Here is a 26,041-nt window from a genome sequence, read left to right on the forward strand (position 1 = left end):
ACTTTATAGAAGCTACTTTCCCGTTTTGGGTATAGATCCTTATTGTAATCTAAAAACGACAGGTGTTGTACATTTGGTTCGTACAGGTATTCCTTTTAGTTTTGCTGGTGTCCATTTCGGCATAGCCTTAACAACACGCAGGGCTTCCCTGTCAAGTGACGGGTCAACACTTCTAATAACCTTAACGTCAGACATGGAGCCGTCTTTCTCTATGATACTCTCTACGATTACACGTCCTTGTACGCCATTTTCCTGTGCTACATCAGGATATTTTACATTGCTGTTCAGATAAGACTTCATTGCACTTTCACCACCAGGAAAAGATGGCTTTTCATCAACTTTATCAATTTCATTGACTTCGTTGTAAACTGACTCTTCGTTTGGATTCCAATTTACAAGTTCATCGTATTTAAGTGAGTCGCTCTGCAATTGGAAAAACAGATCTTCTAAAATGACCCCATCGGGATTAGTTTGCCATGTTATCTTCTCCTCCTTCATCTTGACGTTGTCAATCTTGATATAGATACTTCCGTTTGCAGTGATGTTGTATGAGAATGAGAGACCAAGTTTAGATATAGGTATCACGATATTTCCACCGCCTTTTCCTTCAGTATTAGCAGGTTTGAATACTATGTCCCACTCATTATTGTTCGACTTATTGTTGAAGAAATAATGGTTTTTGATTTTTTTGTTAAAGTCGTTCACCAAATTTGGGCTTGGCTTAGTGACAGTTGTTGTATTGGCTTTTTGTGTAGTGCCTCGTCTTGCTTGTCCGAAGGTTGGGCTTCCTGTTAGCATAACGAATATTGCTAAAATGATACTTTTTCCGATTTTAGAGGAAAAAGTGATGCTTAATGTTTGTAAAAATGAATGCTTCATAATAAATGTAATGCTTTTATGAGTCCACTTAATAATGTTATTAATATATGACATTTGTAACCTTTCCGTTTCTAACCTTTACGATTCTAGGGAATACCTTCCCAAGAAGATTAGCCAGTCGGAGACCATAGGAAGGGATATATTGTTTGTAAGTACCAACTAAGTCTCTGTAAGGACCATTGTATTTGTACATTTGATATCTGCTACCATCAGTCTCAAAAGTCTTGAATTCAGTAAGGATACCTTCTGGCATACCTATATAAACCTTTCCCTTTTTGATGTTGTCGTATGCTCTCTGTCCATATTTCGCTACAAGACTTTTTTCTTGTGCTATCCTTGATTTATAATTTGGTAAATTGGCCAGAATAGTTTTCATGTCTTGATTTCCTTGTTCTGCACCAATTTTCAGATACTTAACAAAGTCAGCGTAAGAAAGATATTTGCTAATGCCAAAATCATTCTCACCTTCCATTTTCAAACAATAGGCACCAACCAAAGCCTGAATTGCATCAAGGTTTTTTAGATCAGCTGCCTTGCGCAAATATTTGACTCCTTCTGGTATGTTTTTTGTTACACCCTTTTGCTTGTCACCCGCTAAGAGCATTGCACCATAATAATAGGCTGCTTGTGGGTAATTGTTTTTTACCGCTTTGAGATACCATTTCATAGCTTCCGAATCATTCTTAGCTACACCTTCGCCTTTATCATAGGAAAGTGCCAGATTGTATTGAGCCCGCGCATATTCTTGGTTGGCTGCTTTTGTATACCATTTCACGGCTTCTTCAAAGTTCTTTTCTACCCCGTTGCCATATTTATAGCAGACTCCCAAGTTGCATTGTGCCATAGGTAGTCCTTGTTCAGCAGCTTTTGTATACCATTTTACGGCTTCTTTAAGATTCTTGTCTACTCCTTCGCCAAATTCATAACAGTATCCTAAGTCGTTTTGTGCATCAGCATTTCCTTGTTCTGCTGCTCTTGTATACCATTTTACGGCTTCTCCACGGTCCCTGTATTGTACTCCATTGCCATAGTAATAGCAGATGCCTAAGTTGTATTGTGCTTTAGCATTTTCTTGTTCTGCAGCTTTTGTGAACCATTTTACAGCTTCAGTTAAATTTTCCGTAACCCCTTTCCCATCATAATATGCTTCGCCCAGAGCATTCTGTGCTTCTGCTTCGCCAGACTTGGCTTTTAGCATGAGGGTGACAATGTTGGTTGTTTGTGCAAATACTCCCGATGCTGTCGCAAAGAAGAGTATCATGATTAGATAAATCTTTTTCATATTCTTCTTGTTTTTAATTGTTATTATTCCCAATATTGTTTACAAGTGTAAATGTATCATATCTAATAGATGGTTTGCAAAAATTGCGTTCCAATAGTTTGCAATAGGTGAGCCCTTAGGCAAAACAGGCATCTCTTGAAAATATGGATGCGTTACAACCATTGTATATTGATGAGTCCTTGCAAAATTTTTGAGATAGGCGAATGTCCCATGTTTTGTACGACAACATCCAACGATGATTTTGATAGTTGGAATGCTTGCTACAATATTATACCAATCTTCAAATCTACTATCGACTCCATCACCAATGGTAATAACTGCAATTTCTGCCGTTCCATTGCGTTGTAGAATAGCCAGTTGCTCTTTCTTGAGATTGATGGAACGGCTATCATAAAGCCATCCTTCACGATGTGAAATTAAAAGTTCTATCAATCTGGTAGCACTTAGTGTCTTGCCATGATTGCCTAATGCGCTGATGGCTATCAGTAGCTTTTCTGGCTTTGTATTTTCTAATTTTTCCATAAGCTAATCATTTACTTTTTGGTTATTTCATTTTTAGGCATAAAAAAGGTGCGAACCGATTTCATTCTGTTCTGAAGGTTCTGGACTACCTGTACACAAAGAATGAAAATCAGCTCACACCAAAGGGTATATATCAATGTCCATCCCGCCGAAGCGGAATGGATACAATAATACACGGTTGGGTGAACAACTTCTGTCTTCGTTCTTGTGTACAATGAATTGTCCAGATTCTCAGTACGAACTAAGCATGGTTGTTTCCTTAACATGTCTGCTGCTTGTTTATAACAGCACTGCAAATATACCATTTTTTTTCTAAAGTTGTTCATTGTGAGCTGATTTTTTTGCAAAAATAGGTGCTTTTTCTGCTTTTTCAGCGTTCCATTCCGTTCCAAGTTCAAAATATAGGGCGTTTTTAGTCGAAATATTGGCTTTTTTGTGTGTTGCTTGGATTTGTTTCAGTATCTTTGCAGCATGGAACAGATATTACGTGAAATGATAGAAAAGATGGTTGGGCGCAAGATGGTTGTGCCTCGCGACTTCGTTTGGTTGAGCGAAAAGGTGGAGGAGCGTACCCAGCAGAGGGTGAGTGCCTCTACGCTGCGACGGTTTTGGGGATACGTGAGCGAAGGGGTTTCTGCCAGTAAGTTTACCAAGAATGTGCTGGCTGATTTTCTCGGTTATGCAGACTTTGAGGAGTTTGGATTGTCGCAAGGAACGGGAGAGCAGCAGAGCCAGATGGTTATCGGCAAGGAAATCTCATGCGATGATCTTTATGAGGGACAGATGCTTAAACTTTCCTGGCTGCCCGACAGAACCTGCATCATCAGGTATCAGGGAAACGGAGGTTTCAAGGTGGTATCATCAGAAAATACCAGATTGGTGAAAGATGATACTTTTGAGTGCCATCATTTTATCAATCATGAGCCTGCTTATCTTCATGCCTGGAAGCATGGAGTTGATGAACCGGTTACTTATGCCATAGGTAAGAAGAATGGCATTATCGTGGAGCATTATTTGGAAGATTGAAATTCCGCCAAGGTGGGCTTCACATATCTCTCAGCGGTATAGGAGGATAGCTCATAGATGATATCTGCCTTGCCGGCGATGTCTTTAGAGAATGTCTGCGGATAAGTCGTTGTGATGAATTCATTACTCTTATCTACAAACTGATTGAATGCCTCGCTCTTTTTCACAACAGACTGGATGGTGTCTATGCCGGATTCCTTCCACATCTTGTCGATAGTCTTCTTTCCCTTGGATATGAGTTCGGCGCTTTGTAAATGGGATGCAGAAGATGGCTCGGTAGCTGTTGGCTGCAGGGATTTCCGGCCATTGGAAAGTGGGGCAGGATTCTTGGCTTGCTGGCGGATGACAGTATCCTTCTTGGCTTCGTGATGTGCCGGGGTGATGCTAATGCTCTTTTCCTGCTGATGCAGTAAAGGATAACTGATGAAACCTAATAAGATGATACAGACCAAAGCTGCGATTGCGATACGCTTGATAACGGATTGATGCCTGTTTCTGCGAGTCATGAAATCGGCTTTGAGTTCGTCAACATTGGCATATCGCTGGGTTATGGGAGCCTTACATCGTTTGATGATGGCAGTGTACGGTTTGCTTGGAAGTATCTTTTCCAGGATACAGCCTATGCTGAAGATGTCGTTGCGGATGTCTGCCTGTTGGGATACAATCTGTTCAGGTGAGATGTAGCCCGGGGTGCCGGCAGGCTGTTTGAGGATGGCAAAGTCGTCGGTATCTGAAAGTCCGAAATCGATGAGCTTTACATGATTGCCGTTATGGGTAATCATGATATTGGAAGGTTTTAAGTCTCTGTGTACTATCTGCTTGGCGTGGATGTAATGCACAGCATCAAGCAACTGGAGGAAGATGTCTTCTCCCTCAGTCTTGCTGCCGCTCCAGTGTTCCAGCGTGATACCATCTATCCATTCCATTACGATACAGGTACCCATTTCCGGTATTTCTTCCATGCTGTAGGCTGATACGATGTTGGGATGCTGTAGGGATATGAGGATATCGAACTCTTTGTGCAGCAGGTTCTTGTAGTTTTCGTCTTGGCGATATGGCTCCTTCAATCCTTTGAGCACCCACCATCTGCCATAGCGCTTTGCCTTGCAAAGAATGTTGAAACCTTTGCAAGGTATGGGAGTAAAGTCTGAAAATTGCTCAGACCTTCTGCTTTCTTCTATGATAATTCCAGAATATGAATCCATGTTACTCAGACTGGGTTGGTAATTCGGTTGCAAAATTAACTAAATAGAGATACCCATCCCACAGAAGCGGGATGGATATTAGTATACATATTGGGGCAAACAACTGGAACTGTCATTCTTGTGTACTGCGAACTGTCCAGATTCTCAGTCCGAACTAAGCGTAGTTGCTACCTCTTTATGTCTGCCGCCATTACTAACGGCATTGCAAATATAGGCATTTTAAAAGAAATTTTCATGCGAAAGAGAATCTTTTAGTATTCTTTAAACTTTTACGATGCTTTTTGTTTGTATTTTAGTTCAAGCTCATATCCTGCAAATTTACGCCTTATTATATATGAGGGTGTGTCATAAGTCTGTGACGCACCCTTTTTTTTGTGTGTTTCTGTATCTTCTAGTTGAATCGTAGTCTTTCTTCACAAAGGGAATCTTATTATATTGTATAGAAACTTTACTTTTCTTGTTTTATCGATAACAAAACAGCCCCAAAGCTCACAAAAGGGCATAGTTATCCCTGACGATAAAAAAAACAAAATTGAGTTTTATCGTTTTATACCCAAATATTTCTTCAAATTGAATCCCATTCCGAACAATCCTAGATCCATGTAAACCTTGTCCATTCCAAAATGCCTGAATCGCTTATAATGCATATCTGCCTTCATCTGCCCAAATACAGCTTCCGGCTCTATCGGTCGCTGGCTTCTGTGTTTCAAGCCCTCTTGAGACGTTAGTAGCAGGAAGGCTTCCTTTTTATATGCATTCAGTTTATGGTTGACATATATGGTTCTGTTGCCTTTGGATTTCTTGCAGAGACTTCCAAGCGGACATCCATCACATCGTTGTGCTCTATATAATGTAATGACAGACACATAGCCGGAGTCACTTTTCGTTTGCCGTTGTCCACAAGGTTCCATGTGTTGTCCCATGGGGCAGACATAATAGTCATCATCCCTGTTGTAGTAGAAGTTCGCTTGGTTGAAGGCATCCTCCTTGAAAGGCTTATGCTGTTCCTTGTGAAACCAGTTGTACTTTACATAACCCATCATCTCTTCCATCTCTAGGTACTCGTAGTTCTCCTCCGAGCCATATCCTGAGTCTGCGGTGACGCTCTTGGATTGCTTTCCATATCTTTTCTTGTACTTATCCAAAAAAGGCTTGAAGGTCAGGGTGTCTGTTGGATTGGGATAAAGGGCGAAATTCGTCCAATATTGATTCTCTGTCGCAATTTGAAGGTTATAGGCAGGCTTTGTCTGCCCATTGTTCATGGCATCTTCCTTGAGGCGCATGAAGGTCGCATCGGGATCAGTCTTGGAGTAACTGTTTCTCTCGCCCAGTATATCCAGTGATTTTTCATACTCGCCCAGTTTGTCCGAGGCTTTGAACAAGTGATCTATCTGAGTATTTAGCTTTTGCTTCTCTCTTCCTGTAAGCTTTGCCTTAGGAAGGTTCTTCACTTGCCTCTCACACAAACGTGCACTTCTCTCTACATCCTTGGCGGAAGTGGCTGGCTCGCTGTCTTCTTCCTTAATGGCACTCCCGCCATTCAGGCGAATTTGTTCTTTTATCTGAGCCAATGCAGCAGAGGTCTTTTCCAAGAGCTTAGCCCTGTTCTTTTCCACAGTCTTCTTCCATACAAACGTGTACTTGTTTGCTTTCGACTCTATCTTAGTACCATCAACATATTGTTCCTCCAGACTAATCACGCCCTTTTCAACCAATATGGAGACGACTGCATCAAAATAAAAGTCGATGCATTTAATCATATGATTGGATCTAAAGCGGTTGATTGTTGCGAAAGATAGTTGCTTACCTCCACAAATCCACATATAGCGAACATCGTATTTAAGTGCGTCCGCTATGCCACGACAGGAATAAACGCCATTGATATAGGCAAAAACAACTAAACTTAGAAGCATCTTCGGACTGTAAGGAGGAGCACCAATCCCATCATAGGTATCCATGAGAGGGTTGATGTCCATACTGCGAACAATACGATCCACCATACGAACTTTGCTGTCTTTTGGCACATAATCATCGAAAGAGTTAGGAAAAAAGCTCAATTCGTGCCGAGTTTCAGATTTTATTTGTATCTTTGCCATACTTTAAGAAGTTTTCTGCAAAAATACAAATCTTTTGCGGAAAGGCAAAGCCCGAGCTTGTGAAAGTTTGGGCTTTGTTGTAAATAAAAATGTTTTTTAAAGATTTCGTATCTGTGAAAAGGCAAAAAATAAAAAGGGGTGCGTCACAGACTTATGACACACCCTCTTATTATATATAGGGAACCGGTTGCCGCAAATCCACTCTCTTTTCTCTTGTGAAATGTGGAAGCCCACCCCTTTTAATGTCCGTTTTCAAAAGTGAAACTGTCCCCATGAGACAGGAATGGAAGATACCTTAGCTATTCTATGTTTATCATTTTCGCCAATTGCAGAAAGTATTCGTTGGACCAGATAGTCATATCTTTTGGATTCTTTATAAACGGCATCACATCTACTTTTACCTGTTTGATGTCTGCTGATCTCAATCTTTGCTCCAAGTCGGCAATGAATTCTTCTTTTGATTTCTCGCATCCGTTAAATTCTTTGATTCTTTCCTGTAGATGTTTGAAATCTAAAGGAATTCTATTCCGGATGTACCATTCGAAATCATACCAATCGCGTCCTTTTACCCGGTTTTTCCATGCTCGATAAACTAATGCGTGCATTTTGCCGGCAAATAAGTCGGGAAGGGTAAAGCATCTTGTCATGAAAGAACGAGGCTCTATCAGAAGTTTTTGCTCCGTAGAAAAATGGAGAGGAGGATTGGTATCTACTTCAATTTTGATTTTGATGGACTTTTCTGTTTGAAATGAAATGTCATAAACGTCGGTGGTATCTTTTAAAAAAGCTGATTCTACTTTACCAAAATTCTTCTTGTCCTTCTTCTGTATGTCCACTCTTCTCCCGATGGCATCAAATTCGTCGATAATTGGTTGGAAGTATTGGGAGAAGTCAAAACTTTCATCTTTGTTCAATAAAGAGAAATCCATATCTTCACTGAAGCGATTTAAACCATGGAAAATGCGTAGGCAGGTTCCACCATAAAAAGCTGCTTTTTCGAAGAAACCGCCTTGGTACAAACCGGCAAGAATTATTTGCTGGTTTACCTCAAAAGTAGCATTTCTTTTAGACTGATCTGTAGAAAGATCATAAGCTGATAACATATTTTGGTATATCTCATTCATGATGTAAGAGTTTTAATATTGTGCGTATGGATGTTGCCTTTTTTCCTATATTTGCATAATCTTCGAATATCTTGGGATTGAGCTGGTAGAATCTGTCCATATCAAATCTTAGATTTTCTTCCAGAAACTCTAATGCTTCCTTCTTGTATCTCAGTTTGATACCTGGCAGGTTGGCTATCAAATCACATAATGCCTTTTCTGGAGTAGCCATTATATAGACATTGTTTCCTTCCTTTATCTGCGTAATTCCTATAGGATAGGTGGCCCTTGGAATATGATGATAGTAAAAGTTGCCTATGGGTGTATTGTATTCCTTTGCTGTCTTAAAGGTCATGGATTGAACTGTATATACAGCTTCGGGTATTAAACCATAATATCTTAATGCTGTCTGCATAGACACATAAGATGGAGACAACAGATGGTTGGCGATAAGTCCGGAAGAGAGTGGTTGTCCCGTTTCTTGTGGATTTACAACGAACAGATTTCGCCTGAGGCGGATGATTTCACCCGCCTTTTCCAGCTGTGCAACTTTTGCAAACTTGGTCTTTACATCTGGATATAGTGAAGCAATGACCGAAGATGTTACTGGAATATTGCCTAATGTAATTAGAATATTTCTCATTTGGACGCAAAGATAGTCAAATTTTCGATAGAAAACAAACTTTTTCTTAGTTTTCTATCGAAAATTTAGCTTTTTTCTTAGTCTTTTAATGTAGCCAAAGGTATAACCTTTACTCCGTCTTCCATTGATATGGCTTTATCGTAAATCGTGTTTTCTACAGTTACTTTATATTTTTGCGGCGTTTTACTTTGTATTTTAACGGTAGTTTACTTTGTATTTTTGCGGTAAATGGTCTCGAATTTTAGCGATAGCACCGCCCTAACTATATAAAAATAGGTAGTTAGGGCGGTGGTATCGCATTTCCAAATATATATGAAGTTTTAGAAAATGAAAATCCCCAACCTGCTATGGGAGAGCTGGTTGGGGAAATTATGATAGATTTTGCTTTCATCAGAAAATATCCGATTGTGAATTACAATGGATACTCCTCGAAAGCGTAGAGTACAGTGCTTAAATAACGCTCACCTGTATCTGGCAAGAGGGCTACAATCTTCTTGCCCTTGTTCTCAGGACGCTTCGCAATCTCGGTGGCTGCAAAGGCAGCAGCACCTGATGAGATTCCTACCAAGAGGCCCTCGGTCTGAGCCAGGTCACGACCTGCCTTGATAGCATCATCGTTCTGAATATCCAATACCTCATCGATATATTCTGAAGAGTAAGTCTCTGGAATGAAACCGGCACCGATGCCCTGAATCTTGTGAGGACCGCTCTGTCCACCGTTCAATACAGGCGATGTGGCAGGCTCTACAGCAATCACCTTCACGTTAGGATTCTGCTCCTTCAGGTACTTGGCGATACCCGAAATGGTTCCACCTGTACCCACACCGGCTACGAAGATATCAATCTCGCCATCGGTATCTGCCCAGATTTCTGGTCCAGTTGTGGCATAGTGCTTGGCAGGGTTGGCACGGTTGGTAAACTGTCCTAGAATCACGGAACCCGGAATGGAATCGCGGAGCTCCTCGGCAGTCTTGATGGCACCAGGCATTCCGTCCTTACCGCTGGTCAATCTCACTTCTGCGCCGTAAGCCTTCACCAGGTTTCTGCGCTCCACACTCATGGTTTCAGGCATGGTGAGGATGAGGTGGTAGCCCTTTACGGCTGATACCAGAGCCAAACCTACACCCGTGTTACCGCTGGTTGGTTCGATGATGGTAGCACCTGGTTTCAGGATGCCCTTCTGCTCTGCGTCTTCGATCATCGCGAGGGCGATACGATCCTTTACGCTCCCACCAGGATTGAAGAATTCTACCTTAGCAATCACGGGAGTCTCCAAACCCTTGGATGCTGAATACTTACCCAATTCTACCAATGGGGTCTTACCGATTAAATCAGTAATCTGTTTATATATCTTTGCCATAATGATTTTTTTAATGTTAAGTGTTGAGTGTTGAGTGTTGAATGTTGAATTTTAATGTTGAGTGTTGAATGTTGAATGCCGTTATTGTCCGTCAGGCAATTCAACATTTAACATTCAACATTCAACACTGAAATTACTTCACATACGTAAATGCCTCATCGAGTGCCTCAATCAGGTCGTCGATGTTCTCAATACCGATGCTCAGGCGAACGGTAGAAGGATAGATGTGCTGCTCCTCCAACTCCTCTGGGCTCAACTGAGAGTGGGTGGTTGTTGCTGGATGGATAACCAGTGACTTCACGTCGGCTACGTTAGCCAGCAAAGAGAAGATGCGCAGGTGGTCGATGAACTCCCATGCCTCTTTCTCGCCGCCCTTGATATCGAAGGTGAAGATAGAACCACCGCCGTTAGGGAAGAGCTTCTTGTAAAGCTCGTGGTCTGGATGAGAAGGAACGGCTGGGTGATTAACCTTAGCCACCTTAGGATTATTCTCCAGATACTCTACCACCTTCAATGCATTCTGAACGTGACGCTCTACACGGAGGCTCAATGTCTCCAAGCCCTGAAGAAGAATCCAGGCGTTGAATGGAGAGATGGTTGCACCGGTATCACGAAGGATGACCGCACGGATTCTGGTTACGAAGGCTGCTGCTCCGGCTACATCTGCGAATACAGCACCATGATATGATGGGTCTGGCTTAGCGAGAGTAGGGAACTTGTCGGCATTTGCCTTCCAGTCGAACTTACCGCCATCTACGATGACACCACCGAGAGATGAACCGTGACCGCCGATGAACTTGGTAGCAGAGTGAACAACGATATCTGCTCCGTGCTCGATAGGACGGATGAGGTATGGGGTGCCGAAGGTGTTGTCGATAATCAATGGGATGTTGTGGCGATGAGCAATCTCTGCCAACTTATCGATATCGGTTACATCAGAGTTAGGATTTCCGAAGGTCTCTGCATAGAGAGCCTTGGTATTGTCCTGAATGGCAGCCTCTACCTGCTCGAAATTGCGAGGATCTACGATGGTGTAGCTAACACCCTGTGTGGATAATGTATGAGTGATGAGGTTATAAGTACCACCATAGATGTTGTCGGCAGCTACGATGTGGTCGCCGTTCTGAAGGATATTCTGCAGAGCGTAGGTAACGGCGGCAGCACCAGAAGCGACAGCCAAACCTGCTACACCACCCTCGAGGGCAGCCACACGGTCTTCGAATACACCCTGAGTAGAGTTGGTCAAGCGACCATAGATGTTACCTGCGTCACGGAGTCCGAATCTATCGGCAGCGTGCTGAGAATTGCGGAACACGTAACTTGTGGTCTGGTAGATAGGCACCGCACGAGCGTCGGTAGCTGGATCTGGATTTTCCTGACCTACATGCAACTGAAGTGTCTCAAAGCGAAGTTTCTTTTCTGTACTCATAATCTATGTCCTTTCTTTAATTTTACGTTAATATTCAATCTTATTCATTTATATAAATTGTCGCTCAGAAATCAGATTGATGTTCTCTCTCTGAAAGACATTCTGATGTCCTTCTGAAAGTCATCATACTGTTTGTTCTGATTGACGCTGCAAAGGTACGGCGATTTTTTGGATTCTGAAATAGCATATGAGTAGTATTCCTGCTACCACGTTTGTGGTATTCGGGTATTTTTTAGTAGAAAAATGGGCAAAATTACCTAATTTGGCTGTGATTTGTTACCCAATTTGGCCGTGATTTGCGAATTTCGTTACCTAATTTGGCTGTGATTTATTACCCAATTTGGCTGTGTGACCCTCTCTTGTTCATTAGGCCTATTTTATTTTTATGTTTTTAACAGATTCTTATGCAGTCTTTTCGCTTTTTCACGTATCTTATATATGCTGTGCACAATATCGCACACCCAACATGAAGATAGAAAAGCTGATAGAAAGAGTAAAGGCAGGTGATACTGACGCCTTGAAAACTGTTTATGATGCGTATTCTCAAAGGATGAGAAACGCTTGCATAAAAATTACCCAAGAGGACGAGGACACGGTGGATGACCTCGTCCAAGAATCGTTTATACGAGCTTATTATTCTTTGGAAAAGCTAAAGGATGCTTCAAAGTTAGGGGAATGGCTTGTTGCCATTACTAAAAATGTATCCTTGCGATATTTAGAGAGGAAGCGTAAGATACAAGTGCTATCTTTCTCGGAAATTGGGGATGGGTTTGATGTGGAAAGTTCTTATACTTCTGATTCCAAATTGGAAGAAAAAGAACTTTTTGAGCTTATCGACAAGTTGCCTTCCGGATACCGCAACGTGTTCAGAATGGCTGTCATTGACGGCTTTTCGCATAAAGAAATTGCAGAAAAGCTTGGTATTGAGCCACATAGTTCATCATCACAATTGACAAGAGCAAAGGGATTGTTGCGTAATATGATAAACAGGCGAATGCTGACTGTCATTTCCATATTGCTCGTCAGCATACCTATATATAAATATCTGTTTTGGAAGAGAGGTACGGAAAAGGAGCAACATCCTGTAGCCAAAATAAATGATGCTGCCAAGGGAAAGCGTTCTGTTGATCGTGTAACTGTGCAGCCTACTACCCAATCTTCTGTGGTTGACAAGAATATAATAGCAACGGCAAGTCAGGGCAAAATGAATTTGCCGGATTATCTCGTTGTTGATTCTGTTGGCATTCAAACAGATTATAAAACTGATCATAAAACAGATTTCGAAACTGGTTATGAAAAGGCTGATTCGGCAATCAATATTGTAGTAGCAATAGATAAAGATAGCGCTTCACTCGATACAATAAAACAGGTTGTTCCTGAGCTAGAAAAATTTATAGCAAAGGAAGTTACTCCAAGTTACAAAAGCAAGTGGCAACTGCTTGTCATGGGTTCTGTGGGTTCTGCATTGGCTCAGACTGCTTATAAGATACTTGTGGGCAATAAGGGTGAAGATAGTACTGATGGACCTCAACCTTCAGGACCACAAATGTTTTCAACTTGGGAGGAATATTCTCGATATCTACAGCAGAATGCACATGGCAATATGTCGGAGGCAGAAAAGGCTCTCATGGAAATCGCCATCAACAATACGAACAATATCAATAACATTAAAAACGGTGGAAAAATCGTAGAGCATGAGTATCATGACAAACCAATCACATTTGGATTGTCCATGACTAAGACTATCAATAGAAAATGGAACATGGAGACTGGTCTTCAATACTCTCAACTGAAGTCTGAATTCATTTTGGGTGAGGATGACTACTATGTACAAAAGCGGCAGAAAGTCCAGTATTTGGGCATTCCTTTGCGTTTGTCATACAAGTGGTTTGGCGCAAACAGGTGGACAGCATACACTTCCGCAGGTATCATCCTGAACATACCTTTATCTGGCAAGACAGATGAACAATATGTAACAGGAACTGTAGTTCCATATTCAGATAGCTGGCATTTTACCCCACCATTCCAATGGACAGTTGGTACGGGTATCGGATTACAATATAATTTTGCGAAGAATTGGGGTGTTTATCTGGAACCGACATTCAGTTGGCACATACCTAATGGAAGTACTACTCGTACAATTTGGACAGAGCATCCGTTTACCATTACCGTTCCATTCGGAATCAGGTTTACATGGTAAAAACAAAGCCTCATGCAGTCTTTAGAACTTTTGGTGTATCTTTAATAGTAGAGACACAAAAGTTTCTTAAGACGCATGTACAAGACAAAAGACTATATACGAAATGGGGTTATGTACCTCAACAATATGTTACGTCCTCGGCACAAGATGCTGAGTACGCTAATGTTGTATTCCACAACAAAATGCCAATCTCGTTGCAAACATTGCTCAATTTGGCAAAAACCAGTAGAGCATCTTTCTTTTAAAGACATCAGGGAAATTATACGCAGTAAATGCATCTCTCAGCATACGGTTGTTGGATTGGAAGGTGGGGAGTTTCTGCTTCATCCTGAGGCAGATGTAATAATGGAGTGGTTTAAGGAGAACCATCCCAATTATACATTACTATCCAACTGCTTAAATCCCCAAAAAGTGATAGATGCCGTGAGAAAGTTTCATCCTGCTCATTTGTATGTATCTCTTGATGGTGATAAGGAAACATACAAGAGCATGAGAGGATGCAATGGGCATGATAAAGTAATAGAGGTTGTGAAAGCGGTGAGAGATGAGGTTCCTATCTCCCTCATGTTCTGCCTGTCACCCTGGAATTCCTTTTTTGATATGAGATATGTCATAGAGGTAGCAAAGGAATATGACATTGACGTGAGAATCGGAATTTATGGAACGATGGATTTCTTTGATACTACGACAGAGCTTCTTTCTGTAGATTTTGAAAATTACATTCAAGATATACCTCAGAACATACATGATACAGAAGAAAATTTTGATTTTGTAGCCTTGTATGAAGAATGGCGAAACGGCAATCTCAAACTGCGTTGCCAAAGTATCTTTAGCGAATTGGTGATTCACTCGAATGGCGATGTTCCACTATGCCAGAATCTCGATGTGAAGCTTGGCAACATCCATACACATTCGCTGGATGATATATTCAATTCGAGATTCGCACATAAGGAGCAATGCAGATACTCGAAGGAATGCAATGCCTGTTGGATCAACTTCCATCGAAAATATGATTTGATATTGCTGCGAAACCTTGAAAGATTTCTGCCCAAAAAGCTTATTCAAGTCGTTTATGGAAAATATCAATGGACAAACAACGTTAATGAAACATATAGGGAATACATAAATCGAATTAATAGCTAATGGAATATATAAAGAACATCATCGAACGTTATAAGCGGATAAGGAGCATGAGGCAGTTGAAGCAGATATATGGTGGCAATTATGCTTTTGTGGGCATTGGTAACCATAGTACAAATAATCTGTACCCTGTTCTGAACTATCTTCATGTTCCATTGAAATATATTTGCTGCAAGTCAGAAGACAAGTTACCGTTCATAGAAGCGGCTTATCCCAATGTCTGTGCGACAACATCTTTAGATGATATTTTGCATGATGATGACATTAAGGGCGTGTTTGTGTCGGTTTTTCCAAAATCTCATTTCACGATAGCTTCAGAGGTTATCAAGAGTGGCAAGGCTCTATTTATAGAAAAGCCTCCATGCCAGAGTGAAGACGAACTGTTGCAACTAATCGAAATGAGAAAAGCGGCCGGCTTTCCGCAAGTAACTGTTGGATTGCAAAAGCGGAATGCCCCCGTCATCCGTATCCTAAAAAAGGAATTACAGAAGAGCAAGGGAAGAATGAGCTACAATCTCAAATATCTTACAGGAGCATATCCTGAAGGTGATGCGATGTTGGATCTTTTCGTTCATCCATTGGATTACGTGACGTTTCTATTCGGAAAGGCAGAAGTTAAGTTTGCTGGCTGGATAGAGCATCATACACTTATGTTGGTACTCGAACACGAAAAAGCTACAGGTGTTTTAGAACTGTCAACTGGTTATTCCTGGAATGATGCAAAAGAGTGCATGACGGTAAACACTTCATCTGGTATCTTTGAAATGGAGCAGATGGAGAGTTTGATATATAAAGGTAAGCAATCTACGTTGATGGGTGTACCTGTCGAGAAAGTTTTTCAACCGAAGAGGGTCGATGTTCATTTGTTCGACAGAAATAACTTCGTACCAACTATCCATAACAATCAGATAGTTACGCAAGGCTACTTTGATACCATCAAAAGTTTTGTCGATGCAGTAGAGAAACGAAAGAGTTCCTCAAAACAATCGTTAGAAGCAATAATCGATACTTATAAGTTGATTGAGTCAATTCGTTCAATTCAAAATTAAAAATAGATATAGTTATGGTTAAACAAGTTGTATTTTTAGTTATGGCTGCTATGGCAATGGGAGCTTGTTCTACGGAACAGAATATCATGGAGCAGGTAAGAATGAGTGATGTGGTAAACTCTGGCTGTATTTCTTCCTTCTCAGCAACAGAAAGTCGGCCTGAATATTATAAAGCAGAAAAAGAAAAGTCTGCAAAGATGTCGGTTTCTGTTGATGCAAGAAATGTTGCTCATTTTCAAGTGACTGACCTCCAGGCAAATTGTGCAGTAAATGGATTTAGCCCTCAAGTATGTTCACAAGACGGAGAAATCCGTATTGTGTTGATTCCTTTGGGAGATTCCACGATTGAGGCAGACTGTATGTGCAACTATAATGTAAGTTTCAATCTATCGAACTTAGTTTCCGGCACTTATCATGTGATGGTATATCGTTCTGATTTTTCGGGTAAATATGATTCAGCCAAGCCATGTTATGAAGGAAACATGTCCTTCGGACCAAATAAAAATATGGAGATTGAGCTAAAATAAATAACAAAGTCCTCTCTGTTACTATAGCCTAAATTAAGGCGATAAATAGCAAAAAGTGGCGATAGGTGTGCGTAATCTATGTTTTTTTATGAGATTTCGCACACTTATCGTCACTTTTTTCGATAAATCCTAGGCTTGCGGCTAAATGCTGAAATTGTGGGCTTTTTTCACAAATTCCCGAATTTGGCATTATTTAACTCCCGAATTTGGCCGATTATTTTTCCCGAATTTGGCCGTTTTTAATTCCCGAATTTGGCAGAATAAGGGGGGCATAAGTCTGTGACGCACCTCTTTTTATTTTTTGCCTTTTCACAGATACGAAATCTTTAAAAAACATTTTTATTTACAACAAAGCCCAAACTTTCACAAGCTCGGGCTTTGCCTTTCCGCAAAAGATTTGTATCTTTGCAGAAAACTTCTTTAAGTATGGCAAAGATACAAATAAAATCTGAAACTCGGCACGAATTGAGCTTTTTTCCTAACTCTTTCGATGATTATGTGCCAAAAGACAGCAAAGTTCGTATGGTGGATCGTATTGTTCGCAGTATGGACATCAACCCTCTCATGGATACCTATGATGGGATTGGTGCTCCTCCTTATAGTCCGAAGATGCTTCTAAGTTTAGTTGTTTTTGCCTATATCAATGGCGTTTATTCCTGTCGTGGCATAGCGGACGCACTTAAATACGATGTTCGCTATATGTGGATTTGTGGAGGCAAGCGACTGTCTTTCGCGACCATCAACCGCTTTAGAACCAATCATATGATAAAATGCATCGACTTCTATTTTGATGCGGTCGTCTCCATATTGGCTGAAAAGGGCGTGATTAGTCTGGAGGAACAATATGTTGATGGCACTAAGATAGAGTCGAAAGCAAACAAGTACACGTTTGTATGGAAGAAGACCGTGGAAAAGAACAGGGCTAAGCTCTTGGAAAAGACATCTGCTGCATTGGCTCAGATAAAAGAACAAATTCGCCTGAATGGCGGGAGTGACATTAGGGAAGAAGACAGCGAGCCAGCCACTTCCGCCAAGGATGTAGAGAGAAGTGCACGTTTGTGTGAGAGGCAAGTGAAGAACCTTCCTAAGGCAAAGCTTACAGGAAGAGAGAAGCAAAAGCTAAATACTCAGATAGATCACTTGTTCAAAGCCTCGGACAAACTGTGCGAGTATGAAAAATCACTGGATATACTGGGCGAGAGAAACAGTTACTCCAAGACTGATCCCGATGCGACCTTCATGCGCCTCAAGGAAGATGCCATGAACAATGGGCAGACAAAGCCTGCCTATAACCTTCAAATTGCGACAGAGAATCAATATTGGACGAATTTCGCCCTTTATCCCAATCCAACAGACACCCTGACCTTCAAGCCTTTTTTGGATAAGTACAAGAAAAGATATGGAAAGCAATCCAAGAGCGTCACCGCAGACTCAGGGTATGGCTCGGAGGAGAACTACGAGTACCTAGAGATGGAAGAGATGATGGGTTATGTAAAGTACAACTGGTTTCACAAGGAACAGCATAAGCCTTTCAAGGAGGATGCCTTCAACCAAGCGAACTTCTACTACAACAGGGATGATGACTATTATGTCTGCCCCATGGGACAACACATGGAACCTTGTGGACAACGGCAAACGAAAAGTGACTCCGGCTATGTGTCTGTCATTACATTATATAGAGCACAACGATGTGATGGATGTCCGCTTGGAAGTCTCTGCAAGAAATCCAAAGGCAACAGAACCATATATGTCAACCATAAACTGAATGCATATAAAAAGGAAGCCTTCCTGCTACTAACGTCTGAAGAGGGCTTGAAACACAGAAGCCAGCGACCGATAGAGCCGGAAGCTGTATTTGGGCAGATGAAGGCAGATATGCATTATAAGCGATTCAGGCATTTTGGAATGGACAAGGTTTACATGGATCTAGGATTGTTCGGAATGGGATTCAATTTGAAGAAATATTTGGGTATAAAACGATAAAACTCAATTTTGTTTTTTTTATCGCCAGGGATAACTATGCCCTTTTGTGAGCTTTGGGGCTGTTTTGTTATCGATAAAACAAGAAAAGTAAAGTTTCTATACAATATAATAAGATTCCCTTTGTGAAGAAAGACTACGATTCAACTAGAATATACAGAAACACACACAAAAAAAGGGTGCGTCACAGACTTATGACACACCCTCTTCAGTTATGTCTTGCTACATTACAGCTATATTCCTGCTACATTGCAGCTATGTTACAGTCTGAATCCTAAGCCGATGGTCATCGGGTAGCACTCGGGAGCCTTGGTCTTGTTGAGCAGTGGGGTTACTCCGGCACGGGCGTAGAGCATCACACCTGAGTAGCCGGCACGGACCTCGAGGTTCAAGCCGATAGGGTTGAGGTTGATATCGCCCGTTTCGGTATGCTTGTGCTTTCCGATGAAGTAGCGGGAATGCTCGTGCCAGCGGTATTCTACAGATGGACCTAAAGCCAGGAATGCATCATGGCATCCTATGCGCTTCTGCCACTCCAGCATGATAGGCAGGCGGAGCACATTGTAGCTGATATAGCTTTTCTTCAGCGTCTCGCCTTCTATTGGAGTCATTGCCGATACCCCGTTTTCGGTGCTTAATACATAATTGTCCTTGAAATGGTGGTGCACCTGTCCGATGGAGAGAGAGGAAGTGAGCGCCATTTCGTTGGAAAGGCGGAAGCAGAGACTGGTGAGGGTGATGCCCCATTCCCACGACTTGGAGTCGCGACTGTGCATCTCGTTGTTGCCTCCCATGCTTCCCCTGCTGCCTGGCAACTGGCTGCAGCCGAAGAAGAAGGTTGGATAATGACTCTCCAGACTGCGCTTGCGCTTGCTCAAGGTCTGAGGGATGAATGGTGAGGTGACAAATACCTTTTCTACTTCCTGACCATCTACGAATTGGGTCTCTGAAATCTTGGTCATCTCGTTGCCGTTCATCTTATATATCTTCACAGAAGTCTGTTCACCATCCTGCTTGATGACGATGTTCTGGTCGTTCACTCTGATTGTGGTGTCGTTAGCCTCTACCGAGGCTGGTGCACAGTTGCTGTTGGTTTCAGCAAGGGCAAAGGCTGGCATCATGGCAGCCATCATCATTACGTTTTTGATATTCATAATACTATATTTTATGTTGTTTTTTATTCTTATAGAGAAGATTCCAGAAGAAAAATGTTGCTTCTATCTTCTGGAATAGCAGAGTTGCATGATATCTTCGGGCGACAGGTCGCCTTCGATATAAATCACGGTTCCCTTGCTTTCACTCGGATTGCTGAAGAGGATGAAGCGGTTGTCGCCATTGCTCAAGGGTGCCATCATGTAATAGCCGCTCACCATCTTGCCATTTTCCACCACCTCTCTGATCTTTTTCGCAGCCTTGCGGTCGGACTTCAGATAGTGGGCTATTTCCGTGGTATGGTTCTTATATACCAGGCTCTTGTATATCTTGAGCTTGTAACCTTTGAGTTGCGCATTCTGCATCGTAACCATCTTGCATCCCTTGGCATGCCCGAAGCGTTGGAATATGTTTTTTACGTATAGTCCCTCCTGGGCATTAGCCGAAATTGAGGCTACCCCGATAAGAAGCAGTCCGATGAAGAAGCGTTTTATCAAGTTGCATCGTTTCATATTCTATACCTTATTATATATATTATACTTTATAGTTTGATTGATTATTTCATCTAAAAGATGAATTTATTGTTTCATCATATCCAGGGCACTGAATGGATCTTCGGAATCTGCCGAAACATCTTCCAGGGCATCCAGGGCTTCGTTATGAACGAACTCCTGGTCGGTATAAACCTTTCCATCGATAACCGCATAACATTCAGGCTGAGGCTGGGTTATCTTCTGGATGCCCACAATCAGGAATGCGATGATAGCGGCGGCTGCCACAGAAGTGCCGAAATATTTGAGCCATCTGCTGCGAGAAGCTTCCTTCTTTGTAAAAGTTTCCTTCTTTGGAGAAGTTTCCTCTTCCTTTCCTTCTTTCTTTGGGATATTCTTTTCTTCATCTTCTAGAATATCCTCCTTTTCTATCTCCTTCTCTTCTTCTTTTAGAATTTGAGAAAGATTCATCTGTTCGAATCCGATATAGCTGAAGAGGGCGCGATAGGATTCCCATTCTTCCGGAATATCATTGCCATGCTCTTCGAAATATTTTCTGAGCGTTGCCTCTTCTTCATTGGATGTGGCACCATCCATATACTTGTTGAGCAAGTCCTGTATTTTCTTTATTTCATCATTCATATTCTTTCCTCCTTCTTTATTTTGTTCTGTTCTGTTTCACGATATTCATATAGGTCTCTCTGATTTTGAGTCGGGCTCGGGAGAGATTCTTTCGGAGATTATCGGCAGTACATCCCGTTATCAGCATGATTTCATCGGCAGTATAGCCTTCTATCTCCTTCATGCGGAATATCTGCTGCTGCAAGGGCGGAAGCTGTGCCACTATCTGCTTGATGAGGTTTACCTCGTCCCGTTGCTCTGCCCGCCGGTCTTCTATGGGTACTTCCATCACCTTGTCGGTGGTGAAGTTCCACTCCTCATGTCGGCACTGGTCATAAAACTTGTTGCGCATGATGGTGATGGCGAGTGCCTTGAGGTTATCTTCTGCCTTGATGTTCTGGCGCATGTCCCACAGCCTGAGCATGACTTCCTGCACGAGGTCTTCGGCATTGTCGTCACTCTCAGTCAACCTTAGCGCATACGCTTTCAAGTTGCTGCGCATTGGTAGGATGATATGGTTGAATTCTTCTGTTCTCATAACCTTTACACTCTATAGACGTATGAAATTGAAAAATCGGACATCATAAAAAAGTTTTTTTTCAAAAAATGCTTTCTTTTTTCAAAGAAAAATAGTATTTTTGCAAGTGAAACATAAAATTTAGCAATCGAAGACATTAAAAACTGAATGGCTTATGGCATCTGTAGTTTCTATTATTCCCATCGTGTTGCTGTTCATCCTGATGCTCGGCTTCAAGATGGCAGGTCATAAAAGCGCCTTGCTGACGCTCGTAATTACCGTGTTGCTCGCTCTCTTCGCTGCTTCGCCGCTGGGCATGATTGCTCCGAAACATGCGGAGGACAGCGTGATCGCCCTGACGGGATGGGCGGTGGTGGAAGGCATCCTGAAGGCGGTGTTCCCGATTCTCATCATCATCCTGATGGCTATCTACAGCTATAATATCCTCGTGGAAAGCAAGCAGATAGACGTAATCAAGAGGCAGTTTACATCAATTACCGATGATAAGGGGCTGCTCGTGCTGCTCCTCGTATGGGGATTCGGCGGACTGCTCGAAGGTATGGCGGGCTTCGGAACGGCGGTGGCGATACCTGCTGCTATCCTCATCGGACTCGGCTTCAAGCCGATGTTCTCGGCTCTGGTATCCTTAATCGGTAATACCGTGGCTACGGGATTTGGTGCTGTGGGTGTACCGGTTACTACGCTCTGTAACGAGGTGGCTGAAAGCGGATCGGCTTCGGCGGCACAGATTTGCGAGACTTCGGCTTTCGCCATTATCCAGCTGGCACCTCTCTTTATCATCCTGCCTTTCATCATCCTGACGCTTACCGATAAGCACAATCTTATCAAGAATCTCATTATCGCCCTTTGGGTGGGGGTGATTTCCGTGGTAGTGCAGTTTGTCTGCGGCTATTATCTCGGTTCGGAGACTCCAGCCATCATCGGTTCACTGGCAGCCATTATCGCCATCATCGCATACGCCAAGGTATTTGCCAGAAAGAGCAAGGTGCAGGATAGGGAAACCTTTACGCTTGCCGAGAGCCTGAAGGCATGGAGCGTTTACCTCTTTATATTGATATTCATCCTGGTTTCCGGAGCACTCTGTCCTCCGGTCAATGCTTTCCTCAAGAGTCATTTGGTGAGTGCGGTTCATCTGCCTGTGCTCGACAGCACCTTTAAGTTTGGCTGGATATCCAATGCGGGCCTGATGCTCTTTCTGGGTGCTACGATTGGTGGACTGATACAGGGATTAAGCCTCAAGCGATTGATGGTGATTCTTGCCCGTACCACAGTGAATCTGCGCAAGACAGTGGTGACCATCTGTTCGCTGATAGCCTTGGCGAGTGTGATGAACTATTCGGGAATGATTACTGCCATCGCCTCCGGACTGGTGGCAGTAACGGGAGATTTCTATCCTCTGGTTGCGCCGATGATTGGTGCCATCGGAACCTTCGTAACGGGTTCTGATACCTCTTCGAATATCCTCTTTGCCAAGCTCCAGGCTCATGTTGCCAATCAGTTGGGTATGACGGGGCAGAGCACATTCTTCGGTATGGAGGGTGGGCAGGAGAACTGGCTGGTTGCTGCCAACACCACGGGAGCTACAGGTGGCAAGATGATCAGTCCGCAGAGTATCGCCATTGCTACTGCAGCCTGCGATATGGAGGGAAAGGATGGAGAGATTCTCCGTTCGGCCATCCCATACGCCCTGCTTTATATCGTATTGGGCGGACTGATGGTTTACTTCGGTTGCTGATCTTCTTTTTTTATATAAAAAAGAGGGTGTGTCATAAGTCTATGGCGCACCCTTTTTTTGTGTGTGTTTCTATATATTCTAGTTGAATCGTAGTCTTTCTTCACAAAGGGAATCTTATTATATTGTATAGAAACTTTACTTTACTTGTTTTATCGATAACAAAACAGCCCCAAAGCTCACAAAAGGGCATAGTTATCCCTGACGATAAAAAAAACAAAATTGAGTTTTATCGTTTTATACCCAAATATTTCTTCAAATTGAATCCCATTCCGAACAATCCTAGATCCATGTAAACCTTGTCCATTCCAAAATGCCTGAATCGCTTATAATGCATATCTGCCTTCATCTGCCCAAATACAGCTTCCGGCTCTATCGGTCGCTGGCTTCTGTGTTTCAAGCCCTCTTCAGACGTTAGTAGCAGGAAGGCTTCCTTTTTATATGCATTCAGTTTATGGTTGACATATATGGTTCTGTTGCCTTTGGATTTCTTGCAGAGACTTCCAAGCGGACATCCATCACATCGTTGTGCTCTATATAATGTAATGACAGACACATAGCCGGAGTCACTTTTCGTTTGCCGTTGTCCACAAGGTTCCATGTGTTGTCCCATGGGGCAGACATAATAGTCATCATCCCTGTTGTAGTAGAAGTTCGCTTGGTTGAAGGCATCCTCCTTGAAAGGCTTATGCTGTTCCTTGTGAAACCAGTTGTACTTTACATAACCCATCATCTCTTCCATCTCTAGGTACTCGTAGTTCTCCTCCGAGCCATACCCTGAGTCTGCGGTGACGCTCTTGGATTGCTTTCCATATCTTTTCTTGTACTTATCCAAAAAAGACTTGAAGGTCAGGGTGTCTGTTGGATTGGGATAAAGGGCGAAATTCGTCCAATATTGATTCTCTGTCGCAATTTGAAGGTTATAGGCAGGCTTTGTCTGCCCATTGTTCATGGCATCTTCCTTGAGGCGCATGAAGGTCGCATCGGGATCAGTCTTGGAGTAACTGTTTCTCTCGCCCAGTATATCCAGTGATTTTTCATACTCGCACAGTTTGTCCGAGGCTTTGAACAAGTGATCTATCTGAGTATTTAGCTTTTGCTTCTCTCTTCCTGTAAGCTTTGCCTTAGGAAGGTTCTTCACTTGCCTCTCACACAAACGTGCACTTCTCTCTACATCCTTGGCGGAAGTGGCTGGCTCGCTGTCTTCTTCCCTAATGTCACTCCCGCCATTCAGGCGAATTTGTTCTTTTATCTGAGCCAATGCAGCAGATGTCTTTTCCAAGAGCTTAGCCCTGTTCTTTTCCACGGTCTTCTTCCATACAAACGTGTACTTGTTTGCTTTCGACTCTATCTTAGTGCCATCAACATATTGTTCCTCCAGACTAATCACGCCCTTTTCAGCCAATATGGAGACGACTGCATCAAAATAGAAGTCGATGCACTTTATCATATGATTGGTTCTAAAGCGGTTGATGGTCGCGAAAGACAGTCGCTTGCCTCCACAAATCCACATATAGCGAACATCGTATTTAAGTGCGTCCGCTATGCCACGACAGGAATAAACGCCATTGATATAGGCAAAAACAACTAAACTTAGAAGCATCTTCGGACTGTAAGGAGGAGCACCAATCCCATCATAGGTATCCATGAGAGGGTTGATGTCCATACTGCGAACAATACGATCCACCATACGAACTTTGCTGTCTTTTGGCACATAATCATCGAAAGAGTTAGGAAAAAAGCTCAATTCGTGCCGAGTTTCAGATTTTATTTGTATCTTTGCCATACTTAAAGAAGTTTTCTGCAAAGATACAAATCTTTTGCGGAAAGGCAAAGCCCGAGCTTGTGAAAGTTTGGGCTTTGTTGTAAATAAAAATGTTTTTTAAAGATTTCGTATCTGTGAAAAGGCAAAAAATAAAAAGGGGTGCGCCATAGACTTATGACACACCCTCTTTCAGTTTTATAAATCGACATTAAATCTTTTAAGCATGCCTTTTCTCGTAGGCCAGGCTGTGGTCGTGCTGGTCGATATCTCTCTTCGACTTGCTCTTTACCACGAGCCATACACCAGAGAAGATGAAAATGGCAGCAATCGCCTGCATACCCTTGAATACGGCGAGACCCACGATGACACTCACAGTGACTGATATCAGCGGCTGCACATAATTATATACACTCACCACGGTAGGGCGCAACGTCTTCTGACCAATCATCATGCAGATGTAACCCAGGAAGGTGCCGAAGAAGATGACGTAGCCCGTTTCCCACCAGGTGCTCATCGGAACCTGGGCGAAAGGAATGTCCGATACGTGTCCTATCGTGAAAGGCCAGATGAAGATGGTTGCCCAGGTAAACATCCACTTGTTCACCGTGAAGAGTGAATACTTCTGAACCAGCGGCTTGAAGAGTGCCAGATAGAGAGCGAACGAAAGCTGTGCCGAGATACAGAGTAGGTCGCCACAGATATTTCCTACCTTGGCATTGCCAGCCGTAGCACTCGTCAGGATGATGATACAGGCTCCGCTGCATCCCATCAGCACACCGATAGCCTTCTTCCAGGTGATAGGTTCCTTCAGAATCAGGAACGAGAGAATCATGGCGAAGATAGGCATCGAAGTAGTCATGATGCTGGAGTTGCTTGGCGAGGTGAGACTCAGTCCGATGGTATAGCAGCATTGGTTGCATACCAGTCCGAATATGCCGGCACCTGCCATCTTGATGATGTCCTTGGTAGGGATATGTTCTCTTTTGGTGAAGAATGATGCTATCCAGAAGAGGAGGGCACCACCTAATACACGGAAGCTCACCAGGTCGATGCCGTCGATGCCGTGAAGCATAGCATCCTTGCCTACGGGAGCCATCAGTCCCCAGAATACGCCAGAACAGAAAAGGCACAGGTGGGCGATAAAAGGTCGTTTGTTATCCATTTTTTCCTTATTTCTATTTAAATCTTCCTATTTTTGAATAAAATCGAGTGCAAAGGTACAAAAATTCGAGGAATTTTGCTATATTTGCGGTATATTTTTTGAAACTTAAAGGAGTTAAGAAGTTAAGACAATAGTCTTT

Annotated in this window: 22 protein-coding genes; 7 read left to right on the top strand and 15 right to left on the bottom strand. The window is 42.6% G+C overall.

Annotated features, from left to right (window positions below; all coding sequences use genetic code 11):
• Positions 1 to 39 precede the first annotated feature (39 nt).
• The 3 genes from RCO84_RS16280 to RCO84_RS16290 are packed head-to-tail and all read right to left on the bottom strand — an operon-like array spanning position 40 to position 2,683.
• A complete protein-coding gene (locus tag RCO84_RS16280; protein WP_228114523.1) occupies positions 40 to 879 on the bottom strand; it encodes an energy transducer TonB in 840 nt (279 codons plus the stop codon).
• Positions 880 to 919: 40 nt separating this feature from the next.
• Entirely contained in the window at positions 920 to 2,161 is a 1,242-nt protein-coding gene (locus tag RCO84_RS16285) for a tetratricopeptide repeat protein (RefSeq protein WP_317585737.1), read from the bottom strand.
• 39 nt (positions 2,162 to 2,200) lie between these two features.
• A complete protein-coding gene (locus RCO84_RS16290) occupies positions 2,201 to 2,683 on the bottom strand; it encodes a hypothetical protein (RefSeq protein WP_153082873.1) in 483 nt (160 codons plus the stop codon).
• 471 nt (positions 2,684 to 3,154) lie between these two features.
• Here RCO84_RS16290 and RCO84_RS16295 point away from each other — a divergent pair, with 471 nt between their 5' ends.
• Entirely contained in the window at positions 3,155 to 3,709 is a 555-nt protein-coding gene (locus tag RCO84_RS16295; RefSeq protein WP_317585739.1) for a hypothetical protein, read from the top strand.
• Here the strand turns inward: RCO84_RS16295 and RCO84_RS16300 are convergent.
• From RCO84_RS16300 to RCO84_RS16325, 6 genes are all read right to left on the bottom strand, one after another.
• Complete coding sequence (locus tag RCO84_RS16300) at positions 3,694 to 4,914, bottom strand: serine/threonine-protein kinase (RefSeq protein WP_317585741.1); 1,221 nt, start codon at positions 4,912 to 4,914, stop codon at positions 3,694 to 3,696. The two genes, RCO84_RS16295 and RCO84_RS16300, sit on opposite strands and share 16 nt — an antisense overlap.
• A 539-nt stretch (positions 4,915 to 5,453) precedes the next feature.
• The gene (locus tag RCO84_RS16305; protein ID WP_317585636.1) at positions 5,454 to 7,010 is read right to left on the bottom strand and encodes an IS1182 family transposase; all 1,557 of its coding nucleotides are present in this window, start codon (positions 7,008 to 7,010) and stop codon (positions 5,454 to 5,456) included.
• A gap of 299 nt (positions 7,011 to 7,309) precedes the next feature.
• Positions 7,310 to 8,137 (bottom strand): nucleotidyl transferase AbiEii/AbiGii toxin family protein, encoded by an 828-nt coding sequence (locus RCO84_RS16310; protein ID WP_118064902.1) that lies wholly within the window; start codon positions 8,135 to 8,137, stop codon positions 7,310 to 7,312.
• Positions 8,127 to 8,756: a type IV toxin-antitoxin system AbiEi family antitoxin domain-containing protein gene (locus tag RCO84_RS16315; RefSeq protein WP_118064900.1), complete on the bottom strand. Its 630-nt coding sequence runs from the start codon at positions 8,754 to 8,756 to the stop codon at positions 8,127 to 8,129. The genes RCO84_RS16310 and RCO84_RS16315 overlap by 11 nt, the downstream gene beginning before the upstream one ends.
• 412 nt (positions 8,757 to 9,168) lie before the next feature.
• Positions 9,169 to 10,116, bottom strand: a complete 948-nt coding sequence (gene cysK / locus RCO84_RS16320) for a cysteine synthase A (protein ID WP_287587615.1) — start codon at positions 10,114 to 10,116, stop codon at positions 9,169 to 9,171.
• Between the two features lie 133 nt (positions 10,117 to 10,249).
• On the bottom strand, positions 10,250 to 11,545 hold the full coding sequence (locus RCO84_RS16325) for an O-acetylhomoserine aminocarboxypropyltransferase/cysteine synthase family protein (RefSeq protein WP_006849406.1): 1,296 nt from the start codon (positions 11,543 to 11,545) through the stop codon (positions 10,250 to 10,252).
• 466 nt (positions 11,546 to 12,011) lie between these two features.
• Here RCO84_RS16325 and RCO84_RS16330 point away from each other — a divergent pair, with 466 nt between their 5' ends.
• From RCO84_RS16330 to RCO84_RS16350, 5 genes are all read left to right on the top strand, one after another.
• Complete coding sequence (locus tag RCO84_RS16330) at positions 12,012 to 13,745, top strand: sigma-70 family RNA polymerase sigma factor (RefSeq protein ID WP_317585743.1); 1,734 nt, start codon at positions 12,012 to 12,014, stop codon at positions 13,743 to 13,745.
• A 75-nt stretch (positions 13,746 to 13,820) separates the two neighbouring features.
• A complete protein-coding gene (locus tag RCO84_RS16335) occupies positions 13,821 to 14,888 on the top strand; it encodes a radical SAM protein (protein ID WP_287798427.1) in 1,068 nt (355 codons plus the stop codon).
• Entirely contained in the window at positions 14,888 to 15,934 is a 1,047-nt protein-coding gene (locus RCO84_RS16340; RefSeq protein ID WP_373690168.1) for a Gfo/Idh/MocA family oxidoreductase, read from the top strand. The genes RCO84_RS16335 and RCO84_RS16340 overlap by 1 nt, the downstream gene beginning before the upstream one ends.
• Before the next feature lie 14 nt (positions 15,935 to 15,948).
• Positions 15,949 to 16,461 carry a hypothetical protein gene (locus RCO84_RS16345; RefSeq protein ID WP_287866767.1) on the top strand — a complete coding sequence of 171 codons (513 nt, stop codon included), beginning with the start codon at positions 15,949 to 15,951 and terminating at the stop codon, positions 16,459 to 16,461.
• A gap of 426 nt (positions 16,462 to 16,887) precedes the next feature.
• The gene (locus RCO84_RS16350) at positions 16,888 to 18,444 is read left to right on the top strand and encodes an IS1182 family transposase (protein WP_317585746.1); all 1,557 of its coding nucleotides are present in this window, start codon (positions 16,888 to 16,890) and stop codon (positions 18,442 to 18,444) included.
• Positions 18,445 to 18,701: 257 nt separating this feature from the next.
• Here RCO84_RS16350 and RCO84_RS16355 read toward each other — a convergent pair whose 3' ends face one another.
• From RCO84_RS16355 to RCO84_RS16370, 4 genes are all read right to left on the bottom strand, one after another.
• A complete protein-coding gene (locus RCO84_RS16355; RefSeq protein WP_287866765.1) occupies positions 18,702 to 19,595 on the bottom strand; it encodes a hypothetical protein in 894 nt (297 codons plus the stop codon).
• Between the two features lie 63 nt (positions 19,596 to 19,658).
• On the bottom strand, positions 19,659 to 20,105 hold the full coding sequence (locus RCO84_RS16360) for a DUF6108 family protein (RefSeq protein ID WP_287828723.1): 447 nt from the start codon (positions 20,103 to 20,105) through the stop codon (positions 19,659 to 19,661).
• Between the two features lie 66 nt (positions 20,106 to 20,171).
• Positions 20,172 to 20,726, bottom strand: coding sequence for a hypothetical protein (locus tag RCO84_RS16365; protein WP_317585749.1), 555 nt, complete (start codon positions 20,724 to 20,726; stop codon positions 20,172 to 20,174).
• A 16-nt stretch (positions 20,727 to 20,742) separates the two neighbouring features.
• Entirely contained in the window at positions 20,743 to 21,243 is a 501-nt protein-coding gene (locus RCO84_RS16370; protein ID WP_317585751.1) for an RNA polymerase sigma factor, read from the bottom strand.
• A gap of 154 nt (positions 21,244 to 21,397) precedes the next feature.
• On the opposite strand from RCO84_RS16370, the gene RCO84_RS16375 reads away from it, so the two are divergent.
• Positions 21,398 to 22,978, top strand: coding sequence for an L-lactate permease (locus tag RCO84_RS16375; protein WP_317575853.1), 1,581 nt, complete (start codon positions 21,398 to 21,400; stop codon positions 22,976 to 22,978).
• 226 nt (positions 22,979 to 23,204) lie between these two features.
• On the opposite strand, the gene RCO84_RS16380 is transcribed toward RCO84_RS16375, so the two are convergent.
• Entirely contained in the window at positions 23,205 to 24,761 is a 1,557-nt protein-coding gene (locus RCO84_RS16380; protein ID WP_317585753.1) for an IS1182 family transposase, read from the bottom strand.
• 196 nt (positions 24,762 to 24,957) lie between these two features.
• Entirely contained in the window at positions 24,958 to 25,902 is a 945-nt protein-coding gene (locus RCO84_RS16385; RefSeq protein WP_317585754.1) for a DMT family transporter, read from the bottom strand.
• Between the last annotated feature and the right edge of the window lie 139 nt (positions 25,903 to 26,041).

It is taken from the genome of Segatella copri (assembly GCF_949820605.1).
Taxonomy (GTDB): domain Bacteria; phylum Bacteroidota; class Bacteroidia; order Bacteroidales; family Bacteroidaceae; genus Prevotella.